Source organism: Zobellella denitrificans (assembly GCF_002407485.1).
GTDB lineage: Bacteria > Pseudomonadota > Gammaproteobacteria > Enterobacterales > Aeromonadaceae > Oceanimonas > Oceanimonas denitrificans.
On the sequence record NZ_CP012621.1, the window covers coordinates 2,070,846 to 2,088,523 of the forward strand.

Below are 17,678 nucleotides of genomic sequence, written 5' to 3' on the forward strand. Positions count from 1 at the left end.
ATACTGCCCGAGGCAGAGCTGGAACCTGATTCCTGTCGCTATCGCGCCCGTGGCGAATTGCTATATTCCCGTTGGCTAATCACTTGTGGTCATCAGCAGCTCCGGATGCCCCGTGTGGGGATCCTGCTGTTCGCCCTCTATGCTAAAGCCATGCTTCAGGTAAAACGCGCAACTGGCCTGATTGGCCTTGTACACGGTGAGCGACAGCGCCTTGCGCTGCGCCCTGGCATGTTGCAGCAACGCCTTGCCAATGCCCCGCCCCTGATGCGCGGGATCGACAAAAATGGCCGCCAGCACGCTACCCTTAAGGGCATAAAAACCGACCACGTCGCCATCCTGCTCGTAAACATAAACCTCGGAGGCCGGCAGATAAAGACGACGCATATTCTCAAGCTGGGACAGCCAAAACTCGGAGGAAATAAAGTCATGGGCCTTTATCGAAGCCGCCAGCCAGATATTCAGCACGGCCTCGGTGTCCTGGGGTTGGTTCTTTCTAATCATGGTTTTCTCTGGAGATATTGATTTTGGTTACTATTGTTAATATGACGATAATGGTGTTCTGAACGAACTCGATAAAAAGCGAATTTCATTACTTTGTTAATTCATTCACGACGAGCCAGTAAAAGCCCAACCCCAGCACTACCAAGTAGCCCGGCACAAACTCTATTAAACAGGCGACGCATAGAAGGGCAGGATAACCAATGCTGCAATGCTTTACCAAAGAATGCATACCCAGCTATGGCTACCCACTCAAGCATTAAAAACAGCACGCCTAGAATCAAAAACTGGTATCCAACAGAACCCGCCGGATCAACAAACTGAGGCAGGAAAGCCGTAAAAATCAAAATGGCTTTGGGGTTTCCAGCCGCCAGCAAAAACTCCTGTCTCGCCAGTTGAAAAAGGCTTTTCCCTCCCAGCGCCTCGCTATCGCTCTCAGTTGGATCTGCGGTCCATAGCTGATAGGCCAGCCAAAGTAGATAGACTCCTCCGGCGACTTTTATGGCGAGAAACAATTTTTCCGACGTATACAGCACTGTTGCCAGTCCTGTAGCAGCCAGCGTGATCATACCTACAAATGCGACCAGCCGACCAATACCGGCATAGCAAGCAGTCCTGACGCCATAACGCTTTGCATTAGCCATCGAAAGAAGATTATTGGGGCCAGGTGCCATATTCAAAGCAAAGCATGCTGGTATGAATAGCAAAACAGGGGTAAACCTAACTATAGAAGGTGTCTACTGTTCGTGGGTAACTCGGGCACTTAACGCCCGCCACAAACGCGAGCAACTTGTTGCGAGTCGAGCGCCCAAAGGGCGCGTTTTTGATGGCGCTTGTTAGTTGCCATGCCATGATAAAGCCAAGGTTTCATGTTTTTGAATAAAGCTATTTTTCAAAGTCGTATATAAAACACTATCATTTTTACATTGCAAAGCAGCAGCTTTTTTAAGATCTCCATACTCTGCTGCTATTTCAGGGTGAGCTATTAAATAATCCCTAAACGCCCTATGGCAGATTAAATTTCCGTTACCTATTTCAAATGCATGAATATGATGGGTACGATAATTTCCACCTTTCTGGTAATAACGCCTGCCAGCAATACCATTCTCACCACTTGCAATATAGCCAAGTAATTCCATAGCATCCTGATTAGCATCTAAAGCTGCTAAACTTGATACTTCGATAAGTATATCAATCACTGGTTTGGCTGCTAAGCCAACTACCGCAGTGCTTCCAATATGCTCAATACTTAAAGCACAACTACCCAAAGTACATTGTAAAGACAGCTTTTCTGAATCAAAATCAGCTGCCCAAGCTAGTTGGTACTCAACAACTTCAATGATCCTACTACTCAACGATAACTCCATTAGCAACTAACGCCGCCAGCACGCGCGGCTTTGTAGTGAAGGCGAAGCCGCAACGAAAAAGCCGTCGCTGTGCCTGGCATTGTTAGAAGCTGATATTGCCTTGCTTGGGCGGCTTAACGATTTCATAAACCTTTTCGACTTCATAATGGCGGTGCACAATTTCACCTTCATATCCATATGATATTTCCTCGTAAAGCATCACTCGTAGCGAGTCGCCTGGCTTAACGTCTAACTTCCGCCCTTGAAACAAAAAAAGCCAATCAGTATCTGTTATTTTTGCATCAATTGAACGACCGTCATACTGCAAGCCCCACATGGACTGGCCAAGATAATCAGGCTTTTTCACTTTTACTACACGTTTGCCAGAGGACTGAACCACCTCTTTGGTTAAGACATCTCTAACGATTTCATTAGAAATTTGAAGCTCACGGTTGAAATTAACTACATTTTCACCGTACCGATAAGTGGCTGAGTCACCCTCAGATAGATACGCCAAACTTTCTTGCACACCAAGTATGTCTGAAAGTAGAACCTCAGCAGATGGTGACGTATAGGCAGGCAGTTGCTTCAAATCTGTCTCTTCTGCAATTTTAACAAGCTCTCGCTCTAAGACCCTAACATCATCACGGTGGGATATTTCTTTTTTATCTTTTAGCCATTCCAGAATTGCATACTTAGCTTTGAGCAAAAAATGACCTAGTATTTTCTTCCACTCGGCTTCTTTCAATGCCTCGTCAGGAAGGCCTTCGATGAGATCTCTAAACTTAGCCTTTATGGAGCCAGCGGAAATATTATCTAATACCAATGATGCATCCAGAGCTACATCAAACGAAGATGCCAAATGGGAATCTAAGGATTGAAAAGAGTCAATAAGGCCAGACATGGCCTTGAATATTCTTGCAGGGTCGCCCTCTCCTGGCTTGAAGTCTATTTTTATCTCGAACTCATTTTCTTCCATTTCAACTCCCTACCAACAGGCTTAAATCTTCTAACGCCGCGTTAAGGGGCAGCCAACGCTACTGCCAAGCTTCCGCATAACACCATAATCACAAAAACCAACGCATAATAAAAATCCCACGCGTTGGCTGTCCCTCTTTAACGCCTTGTTAGGCTACTGACTCCGACTTTACTAACCTAAAATCGATCGAAAATGGTAGGTCGGCTGGAACCCAACTGTTGCCACTGAACTCAAATGTACGCAAGTTGCAACTTGAAGTCATTCCATTCTCAAAGTAGTTGTATGAGTCTATCGTGTGTAGGTTTACTGTTTCGTTTTCAACAGAGTATTTAGGCTCAATAGCACACAGTTCTATATTAAATTGAATCCTAAGATCATAAAGAGCGATTAGCGAATTAATGCAATGTTCAAGATCCTCTAGAATACTGTATTCCCTACCACCTTCGTCACGAAGTTGAGGAGAGTAGAAGTAATCATAAGCCTTGCTATCGGTGAAGACATAGGCGCACAGAGGAATGACTAAATCAAATTCTGAGTAGTTCTGATTGCTCACACGTCCGTGCTTTTCCTTGATTCCAAGGCTCAAGACACGGTGAAAAGCTCCGTCCTCTTTGTTTAACTCATTGCGCTTTGCTATGCCATATTCTGTTGAAAACTCCGGCTGTTCAAACACATGCAATATTTTTGCGCACACCCGTCCCAGCTTTTCTTGCAGCAGTGAATACTGCTCATCATTGTATATAGGAAGGGATTTTTTACCTACAAGGTGAAATATCTCGTTTACAGGATGAATAACATTCCAAATAAAATATCTTACTTTATTATCTAGCACCGCTTTCTCCTGTAGCCTAACATTTTAATACTGCGCATGCGCATATACACTCACGTTTTTATGTGAGGATAGCAAGCTAATCAAATGATTTAAATCACATTTTTGACTTCATCGACCATCAGCCGCTGCAAAAACCGCGCATGCGTATATTTGCGTTCAACCATGCGCAAAATCTACAGAAATCATCTTGTAACCATTTGATAAAATTGGACTTTAACTTAAGTCTTGGAGATATATGCGCACGGCACTCCATCAATTTACTTATAAAATCTGGACAACCCAAAATATACTGTATACTTATACAGTAAATACAATAGTTCACCAACCGGAAGAACAACCATGGGGAGCAGTCCTTTTCTCAATCGCATCCGGCAAGAGCTGCGGCTGCGGGGCTACAGTCTCCGCACCGAAAAGACTTATCTGCATTGGATAAAGCGCTACATCCGTTTCCATCATCTGTCACATCCGGCCGAGATGGGAGCGCCCGAGGTACGCGCCTTTCTTTCCTGGCTGGCCAATGCGCAGCATGTGGCGGTAAACACCCAGAAAACGGCCCTGAACGCGCTGGCCTTTATGTACCACAAGGTGCTGAATATCGAGCTGGGAGAGCTTGGTTTCCAGCATGCTACTCAGTACCGGCGTATTCCCGTTGTACTCACCCAGGCGGAGGTAGCCTTGATCCTGGAACAGCTTGACCAGCGCAGCCGGCTGATTTTTTCATTGCTTTACGGCAGCGGGCTCAGGATCACAGAGTGCCTGCGGCTTCGTGTTCAGGATATCGGCTTTAACGATGGCTCCAGATTGGTATCTTGCGGGCCCCTGCGCTGCGGGCAAGCTACCGCCCGGGTCTTGCGGGCGACCTTGCCTCTCTTCTTCCCTGTGGTCATGGGGTATTTTGCCGGGGTGGGTGCGGAATTCAAATGAAACTTTAGCAGCCAGGGCATTTTGGTTTGCACTATGGGAGCTAGGTGGGGTTCTTGGTCGACTGAAGTCGACCCTACGCTCATTACGGCAGGACGGTTTGGCATAAAAACGCCCGCGGGTGCTGGGGGTTTATTGGTCGACTGAAGTCGACCCTACGCTCACTACGGCAGGACGGTTTGACATAAAAACGCCCGCGGGTGCGGGCGTTTGGGGGTTATTGGTCTTGGGGTTTATTGGTCGACTGAAGTCGACCCTACGCTCACTACGGCAGGACGGTTTGGAATATAAAACGCCCGCGGGTGCGGGCGTTTTGGCTCAGGCGGCGCCGGCGAAGCCGCGCAGGCCCACCACGTGCACATGCTCCTGCTTGCCGTGCACCTTGCGGATCAGCTTGTAGGTGGTGCCTTTTTCCGGGCTGATGTTCTCGGGCGCGGCAATCAGCAGCTGCATGTCCTGGCGTTCGCACAGCTCGAACAGGGTGGCGATGGAGCGGGCGTCCAGGCGCGCGGCCTCGTCCAGGAACAGCAGGCGGCAGGGCAATACCTCCCGGGCGCGCAGGTGGCGGGATTCCTCCTCCCAGCTCTGCAGCACCATCAGCAGTATGGCCTGGCCGGTGCCGATGGCCTCGCCGGTGGACAGCGCCCCGCTCTCGGCGCGCAGCCAGCCGTCGGCGCCGCGCTGCACTTCGATGTCCAAATCCAGGTAGTTGCGGTAGTCCAGCAGCGCCTGGCCCAGCACCTGCGGGCTGCGATCGCCCTGCTCCAGCTGCGGGTTGAGCCGCTGGAACAGCTTGCCCATGGCCTCGGAGAAGCTGAGCTCCTTGCTGTTGAACAGGTCCTGGTGGCGCCCCTCCGGGTCGCTCAGGGCCTCCAGCAGCCGCTGGTAGGTGTCGCGGATGTTCACGTTGAGCCGCACCCCGGCCACCAGGCCGAAACTGATGTTCTGCAGGCCCTGGTTGAGCAGGCGGATGCGGTTCTGCTCCCGGCGGATGATGGTGGTGATCTTGGCCGCCACCTCATGGGAGGAGAGCGACAGCTGGCCTTCGCGCAGGCTCAGCTCGTCGGCCAGCCGGCCCAGCTCCACCTCCATCTCTTCCAGCGCCTCCACCGGATCGTCGGCGCGGATGATGTCGTGGCGGATGCGCGCCTTGAGGTAGCTGAACACCAGTATGTAGAACTGCACCTTCTGCAGGGTGTTGCGGTTGCCCTCGCTCAGGCGCAGGGCGTCGCGCAGCTCCTCGTCGTGGTTTACCGCCATGCGCAGGGCGCCCAGCGCCTTGTCGGAGATGGATCTCAGCTCCTCGGCGTCCAGGTAGGCCAGCTCCGGCCGGCTCAGGCTGCGCTCCACCCCGTGCTCCCGGGCCAGCCGCTCCACCCTGGCCCAGTTGGCCTTGTGGGCCACCAGCACCTTGCGGGCGGCAAAGTAGCCCTGGCCGTCCTTGCCCAGGCGCTGGCTGAGCGACTCTATTTCGCGCTTGGTCACCTGGCGCTGGGCCTCGCTCTGGCTGCGTTTGCCGCGGGTGTGCACCAGCTCGTTTTCAAGCTCTCGCTTGGCCTCGCGGGCCTTGTCTTCCATGTCGGCGGAAAGCACGATGCCCAGCGCCGCCAGTTCTTCGCGGAACTCGTTCAGGGTCTGGCTTCGGGCGTCACGGCCGGTCACCAGGGCGGTGCGCGCCTGCAGGGCGTCGCTCACCCGCCCGGCCAGCTGCTCGGCGCGCAGGCCGGCCTTGCGCCGGGCCTCCTCCGCCTGCACCAGCTTGGCCTTGAGGCTGTCGTTCATGGCCGAGCTCTGGCTCAGCAGCTGCTCGGCGTCCGCGTAGGCGAAGTGCGCCAGCCGCGCCACCAGCTGGTTGAGGGCATAGGTGCGGGCGCGGGCTTCGGTCAGCTCGGCTTCCGCCTCCTCCACCCGGGCCTTGAGGGCGTCATAACCGGCGGGATCCTGGCGCAGCACCTGCACCTGCTCGGCCAGCCGGCCCAGGCGCTGGCCGTGGGCGGCCATAAAGTCGCGCGCCGCCTTGAGCCGGTCGGCCTCGGCGCGGGCGGCGGCCAGGCGCTCTTCCAGCCCCCCGGCGTCCAGCCAGGCGGCCAGCGGCAGCAGCTTGTGCAGCAGCCCCTGCTGCTCGCGCAGCAGGGCCAGCTTCTGCTGCCACTGGGCCTGCTGCTCCGCCAGCCGGGCCTGCGCCTGCTCCAGCTCCTGCTGCTGCCCGGCCAACTCGGCCAGGGCGTCTTCCGGGCTGGGGCCGAAGGCCAGCTGCAGGCCCTCGTTCACGAACTCGCTCAGCTGGTGGTAGAGCCGGCTGTGCTTTTGCTGGGCGAAGGCGGACTCCGCATAGCGGGCGCTCACCGCCTCCAGCTCGGCGCCGAGGATCTCGATGCGCGCCTCGCGGGCGGCGCGGCCGAACAGGGGCTCGGCGGGAAAGCGGGAATAGCGCAGCTGGCGCTCGCCATTCTGCACCCAGATGGCGCCGTCCAGCTCGGTGGCCTGCAGCAGGTCTTCGTCGAAGGCGTCCGGGTTGCCCTGGATGAGATACACATCCGGCGGGCATTCCTCCAGCGCCTGCAGTTGCTCCAGCGCCGCCCGGGGGTCTGCCACCACTATGGCGTGGCGGGCCGGGCCGTACAGGGCCTCGTAATAGGGGGCGTCGTCCACATTGATGTCGTCGTACACGTCCGCCAGCAGGGTGCCGCCCAACTGCTCGCACAGGGCGAGCAGCCGCGGATCCGCATCAACGCCGCTGCCGAGGCGGCGGATCTGCTGCTCCAGCTGCTGCTTGGCGGCCAGCGACTGCTGCTTGCTCTGCTCGGCCTGGTGCTCGTCGCGCAGGGCCTGCTGCATGGCATTGGTCACCTCGGCGCTGTCGGCCAGCATCTGGCCGCTCAGCTCGCGCAGCCGCTCCAACTTGGCCTGGGCCTTGTGCCAGGCGGGCGCCTCGGCGCGCAGTTTGGTCACCTGGGGGGCTATCTGCGCCAGTTGCGATTGCAGCTGGCGCTTGTCCTCGGCGCCGTCGGCCAGTTGTTCTTCCACCTCGGCCTTTTGTTCCTCCAGCTCCGCCAGTTGCAGCTCGAGTTCGGCCTCGTCGTGCACGGTGCGGCCGTGGCGGGCCAGCTCCGCCTGCAGCGCCTGCACCTTCTGCCGGCGCTCGGCGGCCTGCTCGGCGTCCTGCAGGGCGCGGCGAATGCCCTCTTCCCGCCCCAGCAGGCCCTGGTAGTCGCGGCCCTGCTCGATAAGCTGGTTGGCACGGCCAAAGGCGGCGGCCCGCTCCACCGGGCCGGCCACGGCCTCGAGCAGTCCCAGGGCCTGGTCGTACTGGGCCCTGGCGGCTTCGGCCAGGGAAAGCTGCTGGCGCTGCTCCAGCACCACGGCGGTCAGTTCCTGCTCGCGGCCCTGGTGGCGCAGCTCTTCTTCCCTGGCCTGCTCCGGGCTCAGTTCGGGCAGGCCGCAGCGCACCTTGGCCTCCCCCAGCGCCTGTTGGGCCTGGCGGTACTGGATGGCACGGGTCTGCTGGGTGTCCAGCGCCTGCTGGTAGTCGGCCAGCTGGCTCTTGAGGCTGTCCACCTCTTCCTCGGCGCAGGCCTTGGTGGCGGCGGCCTCTTCATGCTCGTCCTGCAGCTCGGCCAGCATTTCCTCCTGGATGGCGAGCTTTTCTTCCAGCTCGTCCAGCTCCTGCTGGTAGGACTCGATCTTCTCGTTGAGCTTGACCCCGCTCAGCACCCGGGCCAGGTGCTCGGAGGCGATGTCCAGCTCCTCGGTGAGCATGCGCTCCCGGGCGGAGAGGTTGTCCAGCTCGTCGGCCAGATAAATCAGCCGGGCCTTTTCTTCGGCCAGGATGCGCCGCTCCTCGGCCAGGGCCTTGCGCGCGGCCAGGGCCTGCCCGGACAGCCGCTTTTTCTCGGCACTGTTGCGCACATAGTCGGCGGCCACGTAGTGGGTGGTTTCGGTAATGAGCTGGCGGAACAGGTCCCGCTGGCGCTGGGTTTCGCGGATGGCCTCCAGGGTGCGGCGGTTCTCGAAGATGGCCGCCTCCATGTCGTTGAAGGCCTTGCGGATGCCGGCGTTTTCCGGCAACAGGTAGTCCTTGAGGCTGCGGCTGATGGTGCTGGAAATGCCGCCGTACAGGGACGCCTCGATCAGCCGGTAGAACTTCACCCGGTCGCGCTGATCCTTGAGCTTGCGCGGGGTCACGCCGATGTCGAACAGAAAATTGTGATACTCGCTCACCGTATTGAAGCGGGTGAAGCGCAGGCCCGCCTCATTGGCGGCGGCCTTCAGTTCGTTGAGCGAGCGCACCTGGCCCCGGCCGTCGTCGAGGCGGTTCAGCAGCAGCTCGGTGGGGGCCCGGCCCTGGCTCACACCTTCAGACAAGCCCTGCACCGCAAAGGGCACCATGTTGACCTTGTTGTCCCGGTTGGCCACCTGCTCCAGGTGCACGCCAAACCAGACCCGCTCGGCCTGGGAGGTGTCCACTTCAATCAGCGAATAGCAGTGGCCCCGCTGCAGCTTGCCGTACAGGCCCTTGTCGCGGCTGCCGGACTGGCTGCCCGCCTCGGTGGTGTTGCGAAAGTGCAGCAGGCTCAAGTCGGGGATGAGCGCGGCGATAAAGGCCGCCATGGTGGTGGACTTGCCGGCGCCGTTGCCGCCCGAGAGCGTGGTGACCAGGGCGTCCAGCTCGAAGGTGCGGGCAAAAAAGCCGTTCCAGTTGACCATGGTCAGGGAGTGAAACTTGCCTCTGTTAACGCTGCTCACTGGTCGTTCTCCTGCTCTTCTTCTTCGTTGTCGGCGCCGGCCACGGCCTCGCCGTCTTTTATCATGCGCAATTGCAGTGCGCGCGGGTCCTCATCGCTGCGCACGTCGGCGGCAAAGCGGAACACCGCCTCGGTGATGCGGAACTTGTCCTGGGTGCCCACGGCGCTGACCATGCCCAGGCGCTTGAGCCGGCGGATGGCGCTTTTCAGCTTGTCGGCCAGCTTGCGCCTGTCGAGATCGGAGCCGCCGGCGCGCTGGTTCACCATGCGCAGCAGCGCCTGCTCGTTGGACAGGGTCAAAATCTCTTCCTGCAGATCGGCCAGGGAAAACACCCCTTCATTGATCAGCCGGTCCGGGCTCAGGTAGAGGTAGCACAGCACCTTGCCCACCAGCATCTCCAGCTCGGAGAGGATGGAGGTGCCCAGCTCGCTGGTGGAGCGGGGCCGCAGGTAATAAAAGCCCTCGGGCGCGCGCACCAGCTCCACCTGGTAGCGCTGGTAAAAGGCCTCCAGCTCGGTGAAGTATTCCTGCAGCAGCGAGTGCTGCTCCAGCTCGTCGGCGGTCACGTGGCGGCCGGCGCGCAGCTGGTTGTCCAGCGCCGGAAACAGCGGGTTGGCGATGGCCTGGGCCAGGCGGGGGTCCAGGGCGAGTTCAGTATTGGTCGATGACATGTGCTTGTACCTTGGCCCCGTGGGCATTGATGGTCTGCCAGTCCGGCATGGCCGCGCCCTGGCGTTCGGCGTCGGCATGGCCCAGCTTGACCGCTTCGTCGATCAGCAGGCGGGCGAGATCAAAATGTTGGTAATGGGGAAAATCGTTGAGGTAGTCCCTGAGCACCTGGGCCAGATCCAGCGGCCGGCCGGTGAGCGGAAAGTCCTGCAAATGCTCGCGGATGCGGCCCGACAGCTCGGCGGCCAGGTCCACCATCTCCTGGTATTCCAGCTCCTCGGGCAGCTCGCCGGTCACTTCCTCGGCGTAGGCGGCCATGGTCTCGTCGCGCAGCTCCAGCAACGGCTGCGCCTGGGCCAGGCGCAGCCGCCAGTTGTGGTTGTCGAAATGGCGGATGGACTCGCGCAGCCGCTGGCTGAAGGCGCGGTTCTTGTCCATGTCGATGGCGGTGCGGATAAAGCGGTGCACGTGGCGGTCGTAGCGGGACCACAGCTCGATGCACTGGCTGCCCCAGTGGATGATGGCGTCCAGCCGCGCCTGCAGCTGCTGGCACAGGGGCGCCACCGTAATGCCGCGCACGCTTTGCTGCAGCCGCTCCTCTATATTGAGCAGGCTCTGCTGCAGGCCGTGGCCGGCCTTGTCCAGGGTGTCCTGCAGCTCGCGCAGGGTGTGGCCGGTTTCCCGCAGCAGCTGTTCGCAGGCGGAAATGGCCTCGTGCCAGTTTTTGTTGAGCAGGGCGGCAATGTTGGCCTTGACCGCGTTCTGCTGCTCGTCCATGGCGCGCTGGGTGTCGTCGATGCGCGCCAGCTGCTCGGCCACCGAGTACTTGAGCCGGCCTTCCACCTCCTGGGCCCAGGCCTGCTCGTCCGGCTCGGCGGCGATGGCCTCGGCCACCTTGTCGAGATCCTGGGCGATCTGCGCCAGCAACAACGAGAGCTTGATCTGGCTCACCTCGCGCTGGGCGGCGAAGAATTCGACGATGGCCAACCCCAGGCGGGTCAGGCGGTAGAGGCTTTCGCCCTCCCCCGGCTCGCCCTGGAAGCGGCTCAGCAGGCGCTGGCGCACCAGATCGTTGATGGCGTTGTTGGCCCGGCTGGCCAGGGTGTCGTCGGCCTGGGCGAAGCCCTTGCTGACGTAGCCGAAGGCATGGTGCAGCTCGGCCTCGGTCAGCTGCGGCTGCTCGCCGCCCCGGCCGACGATATGCACCGCCAGCAGGAAGGCCAGCCGCTCGGGGGGCAGGTTCAGCCCCAAGTTTTCCTCTCTGACCCAGCCGATCCAGTCCGGCAGGGTGCGGGACATTTCCGTCATCGTTCTGCTCTCTTCACCGTTGGCGCCGCCCGGCCTTGCCCGGCGGCTTTTGTTCTTGCTGGGGCAACGACCAGCGTTTTTGCCTTTCCCGCCTTTCCCGCCCGCCGGCTGAAGCGGCGGCTACAGCGACGGCTACGGCGGCGGCTACCCAAACTGGGTAGGCGCCCGTTTACGTGGCGCAAGCTCGCAAACAGCGGGAAACCCGGCTCGCGTTTTCACGTCTTTCCTGCCTTTCCCGCCGGCTACAGCGGCGGCTACAGCGACGGCTGAAGCGGCGGCTACGGCGGCGGCGAAGGCGCTTTCCGTCACCTCCGCGAAGGCGGGGGGCCATTCACTCGGGGGCCGGCCCGGCGCCCTTGCGCGCCAGCACGTGGATATAGCGGCCCAGGTGCACAAAGGGCTCCCGGCGGGCGTGGGCCAGCTCCATGGCTATCAGTTCGTCCGGGCGCTGATGCTTGACCTCGCGCTCCACCATATAGTCGTGGATCACCCGCACGCCGCTGCGCCCGGTTATAGCAAAGCCCAGCTCCGTCAGCCACCGGTAAACCAGGTCCGGCCGGCAGGGCCAGGCCGGCGTCAGTTTCTGGCGTCGTTTCTTGACCAGGTCGGCGTGCACATAGTCGAAGTTGCCCATCACCAGGCTGTGGAACAAGAGGCCGTCACGATTGTAGAACATCAGCGACAGGTGGCCGCCGTCCGCCAGCAAGGCGCCCAGGGTGGCCAGCAGCCCCGCCTGATCCTCCACCCACTCCAGTACCGCATGGCACAGGATCAGGTCGAAGCGGCCCAGCTCGTCCACCGATAACGACTGGATGGGGCCATGAATAAAGTCGAAGCGCTCATCCAGCCCCTTTTCCGTTACCTGGGCCCGGGCCAGGGCCAGCATCTCGGCGGAAAGATCGCACAGCACCACGCTGTGGCCCCGGGCCGCCAGGCGCTGGGACAGGGGGCCGAAACCGCCGCCCGCGTCCAGGATGCGCAGGGGGCCGGGGGGCAGGCCCTGCAGCAGCTCATCCAGATCCCGTTCCAGCACCGCCAGCCGGATGCGGCCCTTGGTGGTGCCGTAGATATTGCGGGAAAAGGTATGGCTCTTGCCGTCGAAACTGGTATTGCGCTGCACCTGGGTGTTTCTTCGTGACTCGGGGGAGGCTATTCTGGCACAACCCTCACGGTTAACAAACGCGTGCGTGCATGGAGACGATGTTTTTGGCTAAAAAGTGGCTGGGCAGCCTGTTATTGCCGCTGCCCCTGCTGCTGATCCTGGGGTTTTTCGGGGTATTTCTGCTGCTGTTTCGGCAAAAGCGCAGCGGGATCTGCCTGCTTGTCCTTTCCATGGCAACATTGCTGCTGCTCTCCACCCGCCCGGTGGCCAACGCCCTGATGGCGCCGCTGGAATCGCGCTATCCTCCCCATGAGATCACCGCCGAGCCGGTGCAGGACATACTGGTGCTGGGCGCCGCCCAGGTGGCGGATCCGCGCCTGCCGCTGCTGAGCCAGCTCGGCCAGGCCGGGATCTACCGCATCACCGAAGGGGTGCGCCTGGCCCACGCCTACCCGCAGGCCCGGCTGGTGTTAAGCGGCTATGCGGGCGGCGAAGGCCGCACCAGCGCCGAACTCTACGGCGAGGTGGCGGTGGCGCTCGGCATCGCGCCCCAGCGCCTGTTGCTGCTGCCCGAGCCGAAAGACACGGCGGAAGAGGCCGACGCCATGGCCCCGCTGATTGCCGGGCGCCGGGCGCTGCTGGTCACCTCCGCCAGCCACATGCCCCGGGCCATGGCGCTGTTCGCCGCCGCCGGCGCCCACCCCCTCGCCGCCCCGGTCGATCACCAGGCCAAGGAGAGCAGCGCCGCCCTGCCGCTTTATACTTACCTGCCCCAGGCCCGCTACCTGTGGCGCAGCGAACTGGCCTGGCACGAATACCTGGGCCTGCTGTGGCGGCGATGGGGCGCGGGCTGAGCAGCATTTGATCAAAAACATACAAAAGTCGAAAAATTACATCAAACCGTGCCCTGGCTCTTGGTTTCGTCCGGTTCAAATCCCTATAATGACGTTATTTAACTGAAAGGAAACAACTCATGAGACAAACACTGGTAATGGGTAACTGGAAGCTCAACGGCAGCAAGACCATGGTGGCGGAACTGATCAACGCCCTCAAGGCGCCCGCCGCCGAGGCCGGCAACGTGGCCGTGGCCGTGTGCCCGCCCGTGCTGTTCCTGGGCCAGGCCCAGGAGCTGCTGGCCGACAGCACCATCGCCCTGGGCGCCCAGGACGCGGACGTCCACACCCAGGGCGCCTTCACCGGCGAAAACTCCCCGGCCATGTACGGCGAGTTCGGGGTGCAGTACGTGCTGGTGGGCCACAGCGAGCGCCGCACCCTGCACGCGGAATCCGACGCCGTGGTGGCCGCCAAGTTCGCCGCCATCCAGCAGGCCGGCCTGGTACCGGTGCTGTGCATCGGCGAAACCCTGGAGCAGTTCGAGGCCAATGAAACCCAGGCCGTGGTGGAGCGCCAGCTGCAGGCGGTAATCGACCAAAGCGGCATCCAGGCCCTGGCCAGTGCGGTCATCGCCTATGAGCCGGTGTGGGCCATCGGCACCGGCAAGACCGCCACCCCCGAGATTGCCCAGGGCGTGCATGCCGCCATCCGCGCCTTCCTGGCCCAGCAGGACGCCACCGTGGCCGCCGGCGTGCAGATCCTCTACGGCGGTTCGGTCAAGGGCGCCAGCGCCGCCGGCCTGTTCGCCATGGACGACATCGACGGTGCCCTGGTGGGCGGTGCCGCCCTGCAGGCGGACGAATTTGCTGCCATTATCAAGGCAGGCGCCTGACAACGTCGGGGCATATCGGTAACTTTACTACATATGCCCCCTTTTCCGGGTTTCAACCACGATTTTGAATTGAGGCCAAGTTGATGATTAAACGAATTGGGGTACTGACCAGCGGCGGCGACGCCCCGGGCATGAACGCCGCCATCCGCGCCGTGGTGCGGACCGGCCTGCACCACAACCTGGAAGTGTTCGGTATCTACAGCGGCTACCTGGGCCTGCACCAGGACGACATCAAGCAGCTGGAGCGCCACAGCGTATCCGACGTGATCACCCGCGGCGGCACCTTCCTCGGCTCGGCCCGTTTTCCCGAGTTCAAGGAAGAGAAGGTGCGCGTGGAAGCGGTCGAAAACCTGAAGAAGCACGGCATCGACGCCCTGGTGGTGATCGGCGGCGACGGCTCCTACATGGGCGCCATGCGCCTGACCGAGATGGGCTTTCCCTGCATCGGCATTCCCGGCACCATCGACAACGACATCGCCGGCACCGAGTTCACCATCGGTTTCGACACCGCGCTGAACGTGGCGGTGGAGGCCATCGACCGGCTGCGCGACACCTGCAGTTCCCACAACCGCATCTCGGTGGTGGAGATCATGGGCCGCCACTGCGGCGACCTCACCTCCTCCGCCGCCGTGGCCGGTGGCGCCGAGTACGTTATCGTGCCGGAAATCGCCTTCGACAAGCACGAGCTGATCAAGCAAATCCACGAAGGGGTGGCCAAAGGCAAGAAGCACGCCATCGTGGCCATCTGCGAAAACGTGTGCGACGTGAACGCCCTGGCCCGGGAAATCCAGGAGTCCACCGGCCGGGATACCCGCGCCACCATCCTCGGCCATATCCAGCGCGGCGGCACCCCCACCGCCCAGGACCGCATCATGGCCAGCCGCATGGGCGCGCGGGCGGTGGAGCTGCTGCTCGAGGGCTATGGCGGCCGCTGCGTGGGCCTGCAGAACAACCAGATAGTGCACCACGACATCATCGACTGCATCAAGCACCTGAAGCGTCCCTTCAACGAAGAGATGTACCAGCTGTCCAACACCCTGTTCTGAGGGTGCGCCAGGCGGGCGCCCCCGCCTGCCTGGCTTTACCTCCGTTCCCCCCTTCCTTAACTATCATCCTGAATACACCTTTCTTGTTCCCGATCAAAGCGCCTTCGTCATCACGGGGTTATGCTCCCGTACATCATCAACCCAGAGGAGAACAGCATGAGCGGATGTTGCGGCGCCTGCGGCGGCCAGGACAAAGAGCAGGACAAGAAACAAGCGGAACAACAGCAACAGGCGGAGCAGAAGCAGGAAGAAAAGTCCTGAGTTCCCAATCCCAACCCCGGGTTTCAGGGGTTGCCGCTGCGCGGCAAAGCAGGCGGGCCGCCTGCGCTCCAGGTGTGAAACCGTCAGGAGCGCGGGTCTTGTCCTCCGTAGGGAGGGCGGCTCGCCCGCAATGACGGGTCAACGGTCACCTATGCAATGACATTGCAGGCGGGCCGCCTGCGCTCCGGTGGTGCCAACCCGGAATATCCATAAGGCCAGCCCCGCTCATCCTTCCCCCACCTGCCGCCATTGGCCATAATGGCACCCTGTTTGCTGTTCCAAGGCCCTGACATGCTGGACATTATCGAACTCGATCCCCAGGTATTGCTGCTCGCCGCCCTGGCCTGCTTTACCGGCGCCTATGTGCAGACCGCCATCGGCTTCGGCATGGCGATCATCGCCGCGCCCCTGATGTTTTATCTGGACCCGGCCCTGGTGCCCGGCCCCCTGTCCTTCGTGATCCTGATGATGTGCCTGATCAACGGCTGGCGTTTTCGCAAGGGGCTGGAACTCAACCTGCTGGCGCCGGCGCTGCTGGCCCGCATTCCCGGCAGCCTGGTGGGGGTCTGGCTGCTGGGGGTGATGTCCCAGTCGTGGCTGGCCATCCTTATCGCCTTCACCATCATGCTGGGGGTGCTGGTGCGGCTGTGCAACCTGGCCCTGCCCACCAACGGCGCCACCCTCTCCCTGGGCGGTTTTCTGTCCGGGGTCATGGGCACCAGCACCACCATCGGCGGGCCGCCCATGGTGCTGGTGCTGCACGGCGCCGACATGCATCGCATCCGCGCCAACCTGGCGGGCTTTTTCCTGGTGTCGAGCCTGATGTCGGTGATCGCGCTGATCGGCGGCGGCTATTTCGGCCAGGCCCAGTTGCTGCAGGCCGCTCCCCTGGTGCCGGCGGCCCTGCTCGGCAACTGGCTGGCGGTGCAGACGCTGCACCTGGTGTCCAGGCCGGTGATGCACTACGGCTCGCTCGCGCTCTGCACCCTGGCGGTTATCGGCATGTTAATCAATACCTTGTCATAATCCCATAGAATATGTGGCATTGTTAAACGAGGCATAAAGGCCGATAATACCGGCCGCCATTTAATATCGCCGAGTGATCATGTCTGAATACCTGCTGCTGTTTGTCGGCACCGTGCTGGTCAACAACTTCGTGCTGGTGAAATTTCTCGGGCTCTGCCCCTTTATGGGGGTGTCGGGAAAACTGGAAACCGCCATCGGCATGGGGCTGGCCACCACCTTCGTGCTGACCCTGGCCGCCGCCTGCTCCTACCTGGTCAACCAGTACATACTGCTGCCGCTGGAACTTTTATACCTGCGCACCCTGTCTTTTATTCTGGTGATCGCCGTGGTGGTGCAGTTCACCGAGATGGTGGTGCACAAGACCAGCCCCACCCTGTACCGGCTGCTGGGCATCTTCCTGCCGCTGATCACCACCAACTGCGCGGTGCTGGGGGTAGCCTTGCTGAACATCAACGAGCAGCACAACTTTATGCAGAGCCTGGTGTACGGCTTCGGCGCCGCGCTCGGTTTTTCCCTGGTGCTGGTGCTGTTCGCCGCCATGCGCGAGCGCCTGGCCGGGGCCGATGTGCCGGCCCCCTTCAGGGGCGCGGCCCTGGCCATGATCACCGCCGGCCTGATGTCGCTGGCCTTTATGGGCTTCACCGGACTGGTCAAGTTGTAACATGATGCATATCTTAATCGCCATCGCGGTACTGGCGCTGCTGGCGCTGATCTTCGGCCTGGTGCTGGGCTTTGCCGCGGTCCGCTTCCGGGTGGAGTCCGACCCCATAGTGGACCAGCTCGACGAGCTGCTGCCCCAGACCCAGTGCGGCCAGTGCGGCTACCCGGGCTGCCGCCCCTACGCCGAGGCCGTCGCCAACGGCGACGACATCAACAAGTGCGTGCCCGGCGGTGACGCCACCATGCGCAAGATTGCCGATCTCATGGGGGTGGAGCCCCAGGCCATGGGCGAGGAAGCCGCCGAGCCGGTGAAAAAGGTGGCCTTTATCCACGAGGACATGTGCATCGGCTGCACCAAGTGCATCCAGGCCTGCCCGGTGGACGCCATCGTCGGCGCCACCAAGGCGTTGCATACCGTGATCCGCGACGAATGCACCGGCTGCGACCTGTGCGTGGATCCCTGCCCCACCGACTGTATCGAGATGATCCCGCTGCCGGCCACCCCCGACAACTGGAAATGGCAACTGCAACCCATCGCCATCAAGCAGGTAGAGTAAG

The 17,678-nt window shown here is 60.8% G+C and carries 16 protein-coding genes; 7 read left to right on the plus strand and 9 right to left on the minus strand.

Features of this window, described 5'->3' with window-relative positions:
* Positions 1-75 precede the first annotated feature (75 nt).
* From AN401_RS09830 to AN401_RS19780, 5 genes are all read right to left on the minus strand, one after another.
* A complete protein-coding gene (locus AN401_RS09830; protein WP_096779222.1) occupies positions 76-501 on the minus strand; it encodes an N-acetyltransferase in 426 nt (141 codons plus the stop codon).
* Between the two features lie 101 nt (positions 502-602).
* Positions 603-1,172 carry a LysE family translocator gene (locus AN401_RS09835; RefSeq protein WP_096779223.1) on the minus strand — a complete coding sequence of 190 codons (570 nt, stop codon included), beginning with the start codon at positions 1,170-1,172 and terminating at the stop codon, positions 603-605.
* A gap of 162 nt (positions 1,173-1,334) precedes the next feature.
* Complete coding sequence (locus tag AN401_RS09840; RefSeq protein ID WP_096779224.1) at positions 1,335-1,853, minus strand: GrpB family protein; 519 nt, start codon at positions 1,851-1,853, stop codon at positions 1,335-1,337.
* A gap of 94 nt (positions 1,854-1,947) precedes the next feature.
* Positions 1,948-2,823 (minus strand): hypothetical protein, encoded by an 876-nt coding sequence (locus tag AN401_RS09845; RefSeq protein WP_096779225.1) that lies wholly within the window; start codon positions 2,821-2,823, stop codon positions 1,948-1,950.
* Between the two features lie 148 nt (positions 2,824-2,971).
* The gene (locus AN401_RS19780; RefSeq protein ID WP_157772228.1) at positions 2,972-3,655 is read right to left on the minus strand and encodes a hypothetical protein; all 684 of its coding nucleotides are present in this window, start codon (positions 3,653-3,655) and stop codon (positions 2,972-2,974) included.
* Positions 3,656-3,994: 339 nt separating this feature from the next.
* Here AN401_RS19780 and AN401_RS09850 point away from each other — a divergent pair, with 339 nt between their 5' ends.
* Entirely contained in the window at positions 3,995-4,579 is a 585-nt protein-coding gene (locus AN401_RS09850) for a phage integrase N-terminal SAM-like domain-containing protein (RefSeq protein ID WP_096779226.1), read from the plus strand.
* A gap of 315 nt (positions 4,580-4,894) precedes the next feature.
* On the opposite strand, the gene mukB is transcribed toward AN401_RS09850, so the two are convergent.
* From mukB to AN401_RS09870, 4 genes are all read right to left on the minus strand, one after another.
* On the minus strand, positions 4,895-9,322 hold the full coding sequence (gene mukB / locus AN401_RS09855; protein WP_232513424.1) for a chromosome partition protein MukB: 4,428 nt from the start codon (positions 9,320-9,322) through the stop codon (positions 4,895-4,897).
* Positions 9,319-9,993, minus strand: coding sequence for a chromosome partition protein MukE (mukE, locus tag AN401_RS09860; protein ID WP_096779227.1), 675 nt, complete (start codon positions 9,991-9,993; stop codon positions 9,319-9,321). Before mukE ends, mukB begins: the two co-directional genes overlap by 4 nt.
* Positions 9,974-11,299 (minus strand): chromosome partition protein MukF, encoded by a 1,326-nt coding sequence (mukF, locus tag AN401_RS09865; protein ID WP_096779228.1) that lies wholly within the window; start codon positions 11,297-11,299, stop codon positions 9,974-9,976. The genes mukE and mukF overlap by 20 nt, the downstream gene beginning before the upstream one ends.
* A gap of 331 nt (positions 11,300-11,630) precedes the next feature.
* Positions 11,631-12,419 carry a methyltransferase domain-containing protein gene (locus AN401_RS09870; protein ID WP_096779229.1) on the minus strand — a complete coding sequence of 263 codons (789 nt, stop codon included), beginning with the start codon at positions 12,417-12,419 and terminating at the stop codon, positions 11,631-11,633.
* 80 nt (positions 12,420-12,499) lie between these two features.
* Between AN401_RS09870 and AN401_RS09875 the strand changes: the two genes are divergently transcribed.
* From AN401_RS09875 to rsxB, 6 genes are all read left to right on the plus strand, one after another.
* Positions 12,500-13,255, plus strand: coding sequence for an ElyC/SanA/YdcF family protein (locus AN401_RS09875; RefSeq protein ID WP_232513425.1), 756 nt, complete (start codon positions 12,500-12,502; stop codon positions 13,253-13,255).
* A gap of 119 nt (positions 13,256-13,374) precedes the next feature.
* The gene (gene tpiA / locus AN401_RS09880) at positions 13,375-14,127 is read left to right on the plus strand and encodes a triose-phosphate isomerase (RefSeq protein ID WP_096779230.1); all 753 of its coding nucleotides are present in this window, start codon (positions 13,375-13,377) and stop codon (positions 14,125-14,127) included.
* Positions 14,128-14,210: 83 nt separating this feature from the next.
* Positions 14,211-15,173 carry a 6-phosphofructokinase gene (gene pfkA / locus AN401_RS09885; protein ID WP_094039882.1) on the plus strand — a complete coding sequence of 321 codons (963 nt, stop codon included), beginning with the start codon at positions 14,211-14,213 and terminating at the stop codon, positions 15,171-15,173.
* Positions 15,174-15,725: 552 nt separating this feature from the next.
* A complete protein-coding gene (locus AN401_RS09890; RefSeq protein ID WP_094039881.1) occupies positions 15,726-16,460 on the plus strand; it encodes a sulfite exporter TauE/SafE family protein in 735 nt (244 codons plus the stop codon).
* Between the two features lie 79 nt (positions 16,461-16,539).
* A complete protein-coding gene (gene rsxA / locus AN401_RS09895; protein WP_094039902.1) occupies positions 16,540-17,121 on the plus strand; it encodes an electron transport complex subunit RsxA in 582 nt (193 codons plus the stop codon).
* Between the two features lies 1 nt (position 17,122).
* Positions 17,123-17,677, plus strand: coding sequence for an electron transport complex subunit RsxB (gene rsxB / locus AN401_RS09900; protein ID WP_096779231.1), 555 nt, complete (start codon positions 17,123-17,125; stop codon positions 17,675-17,677).
* Position 17,678: the final 1 nt, after the last annotated feature.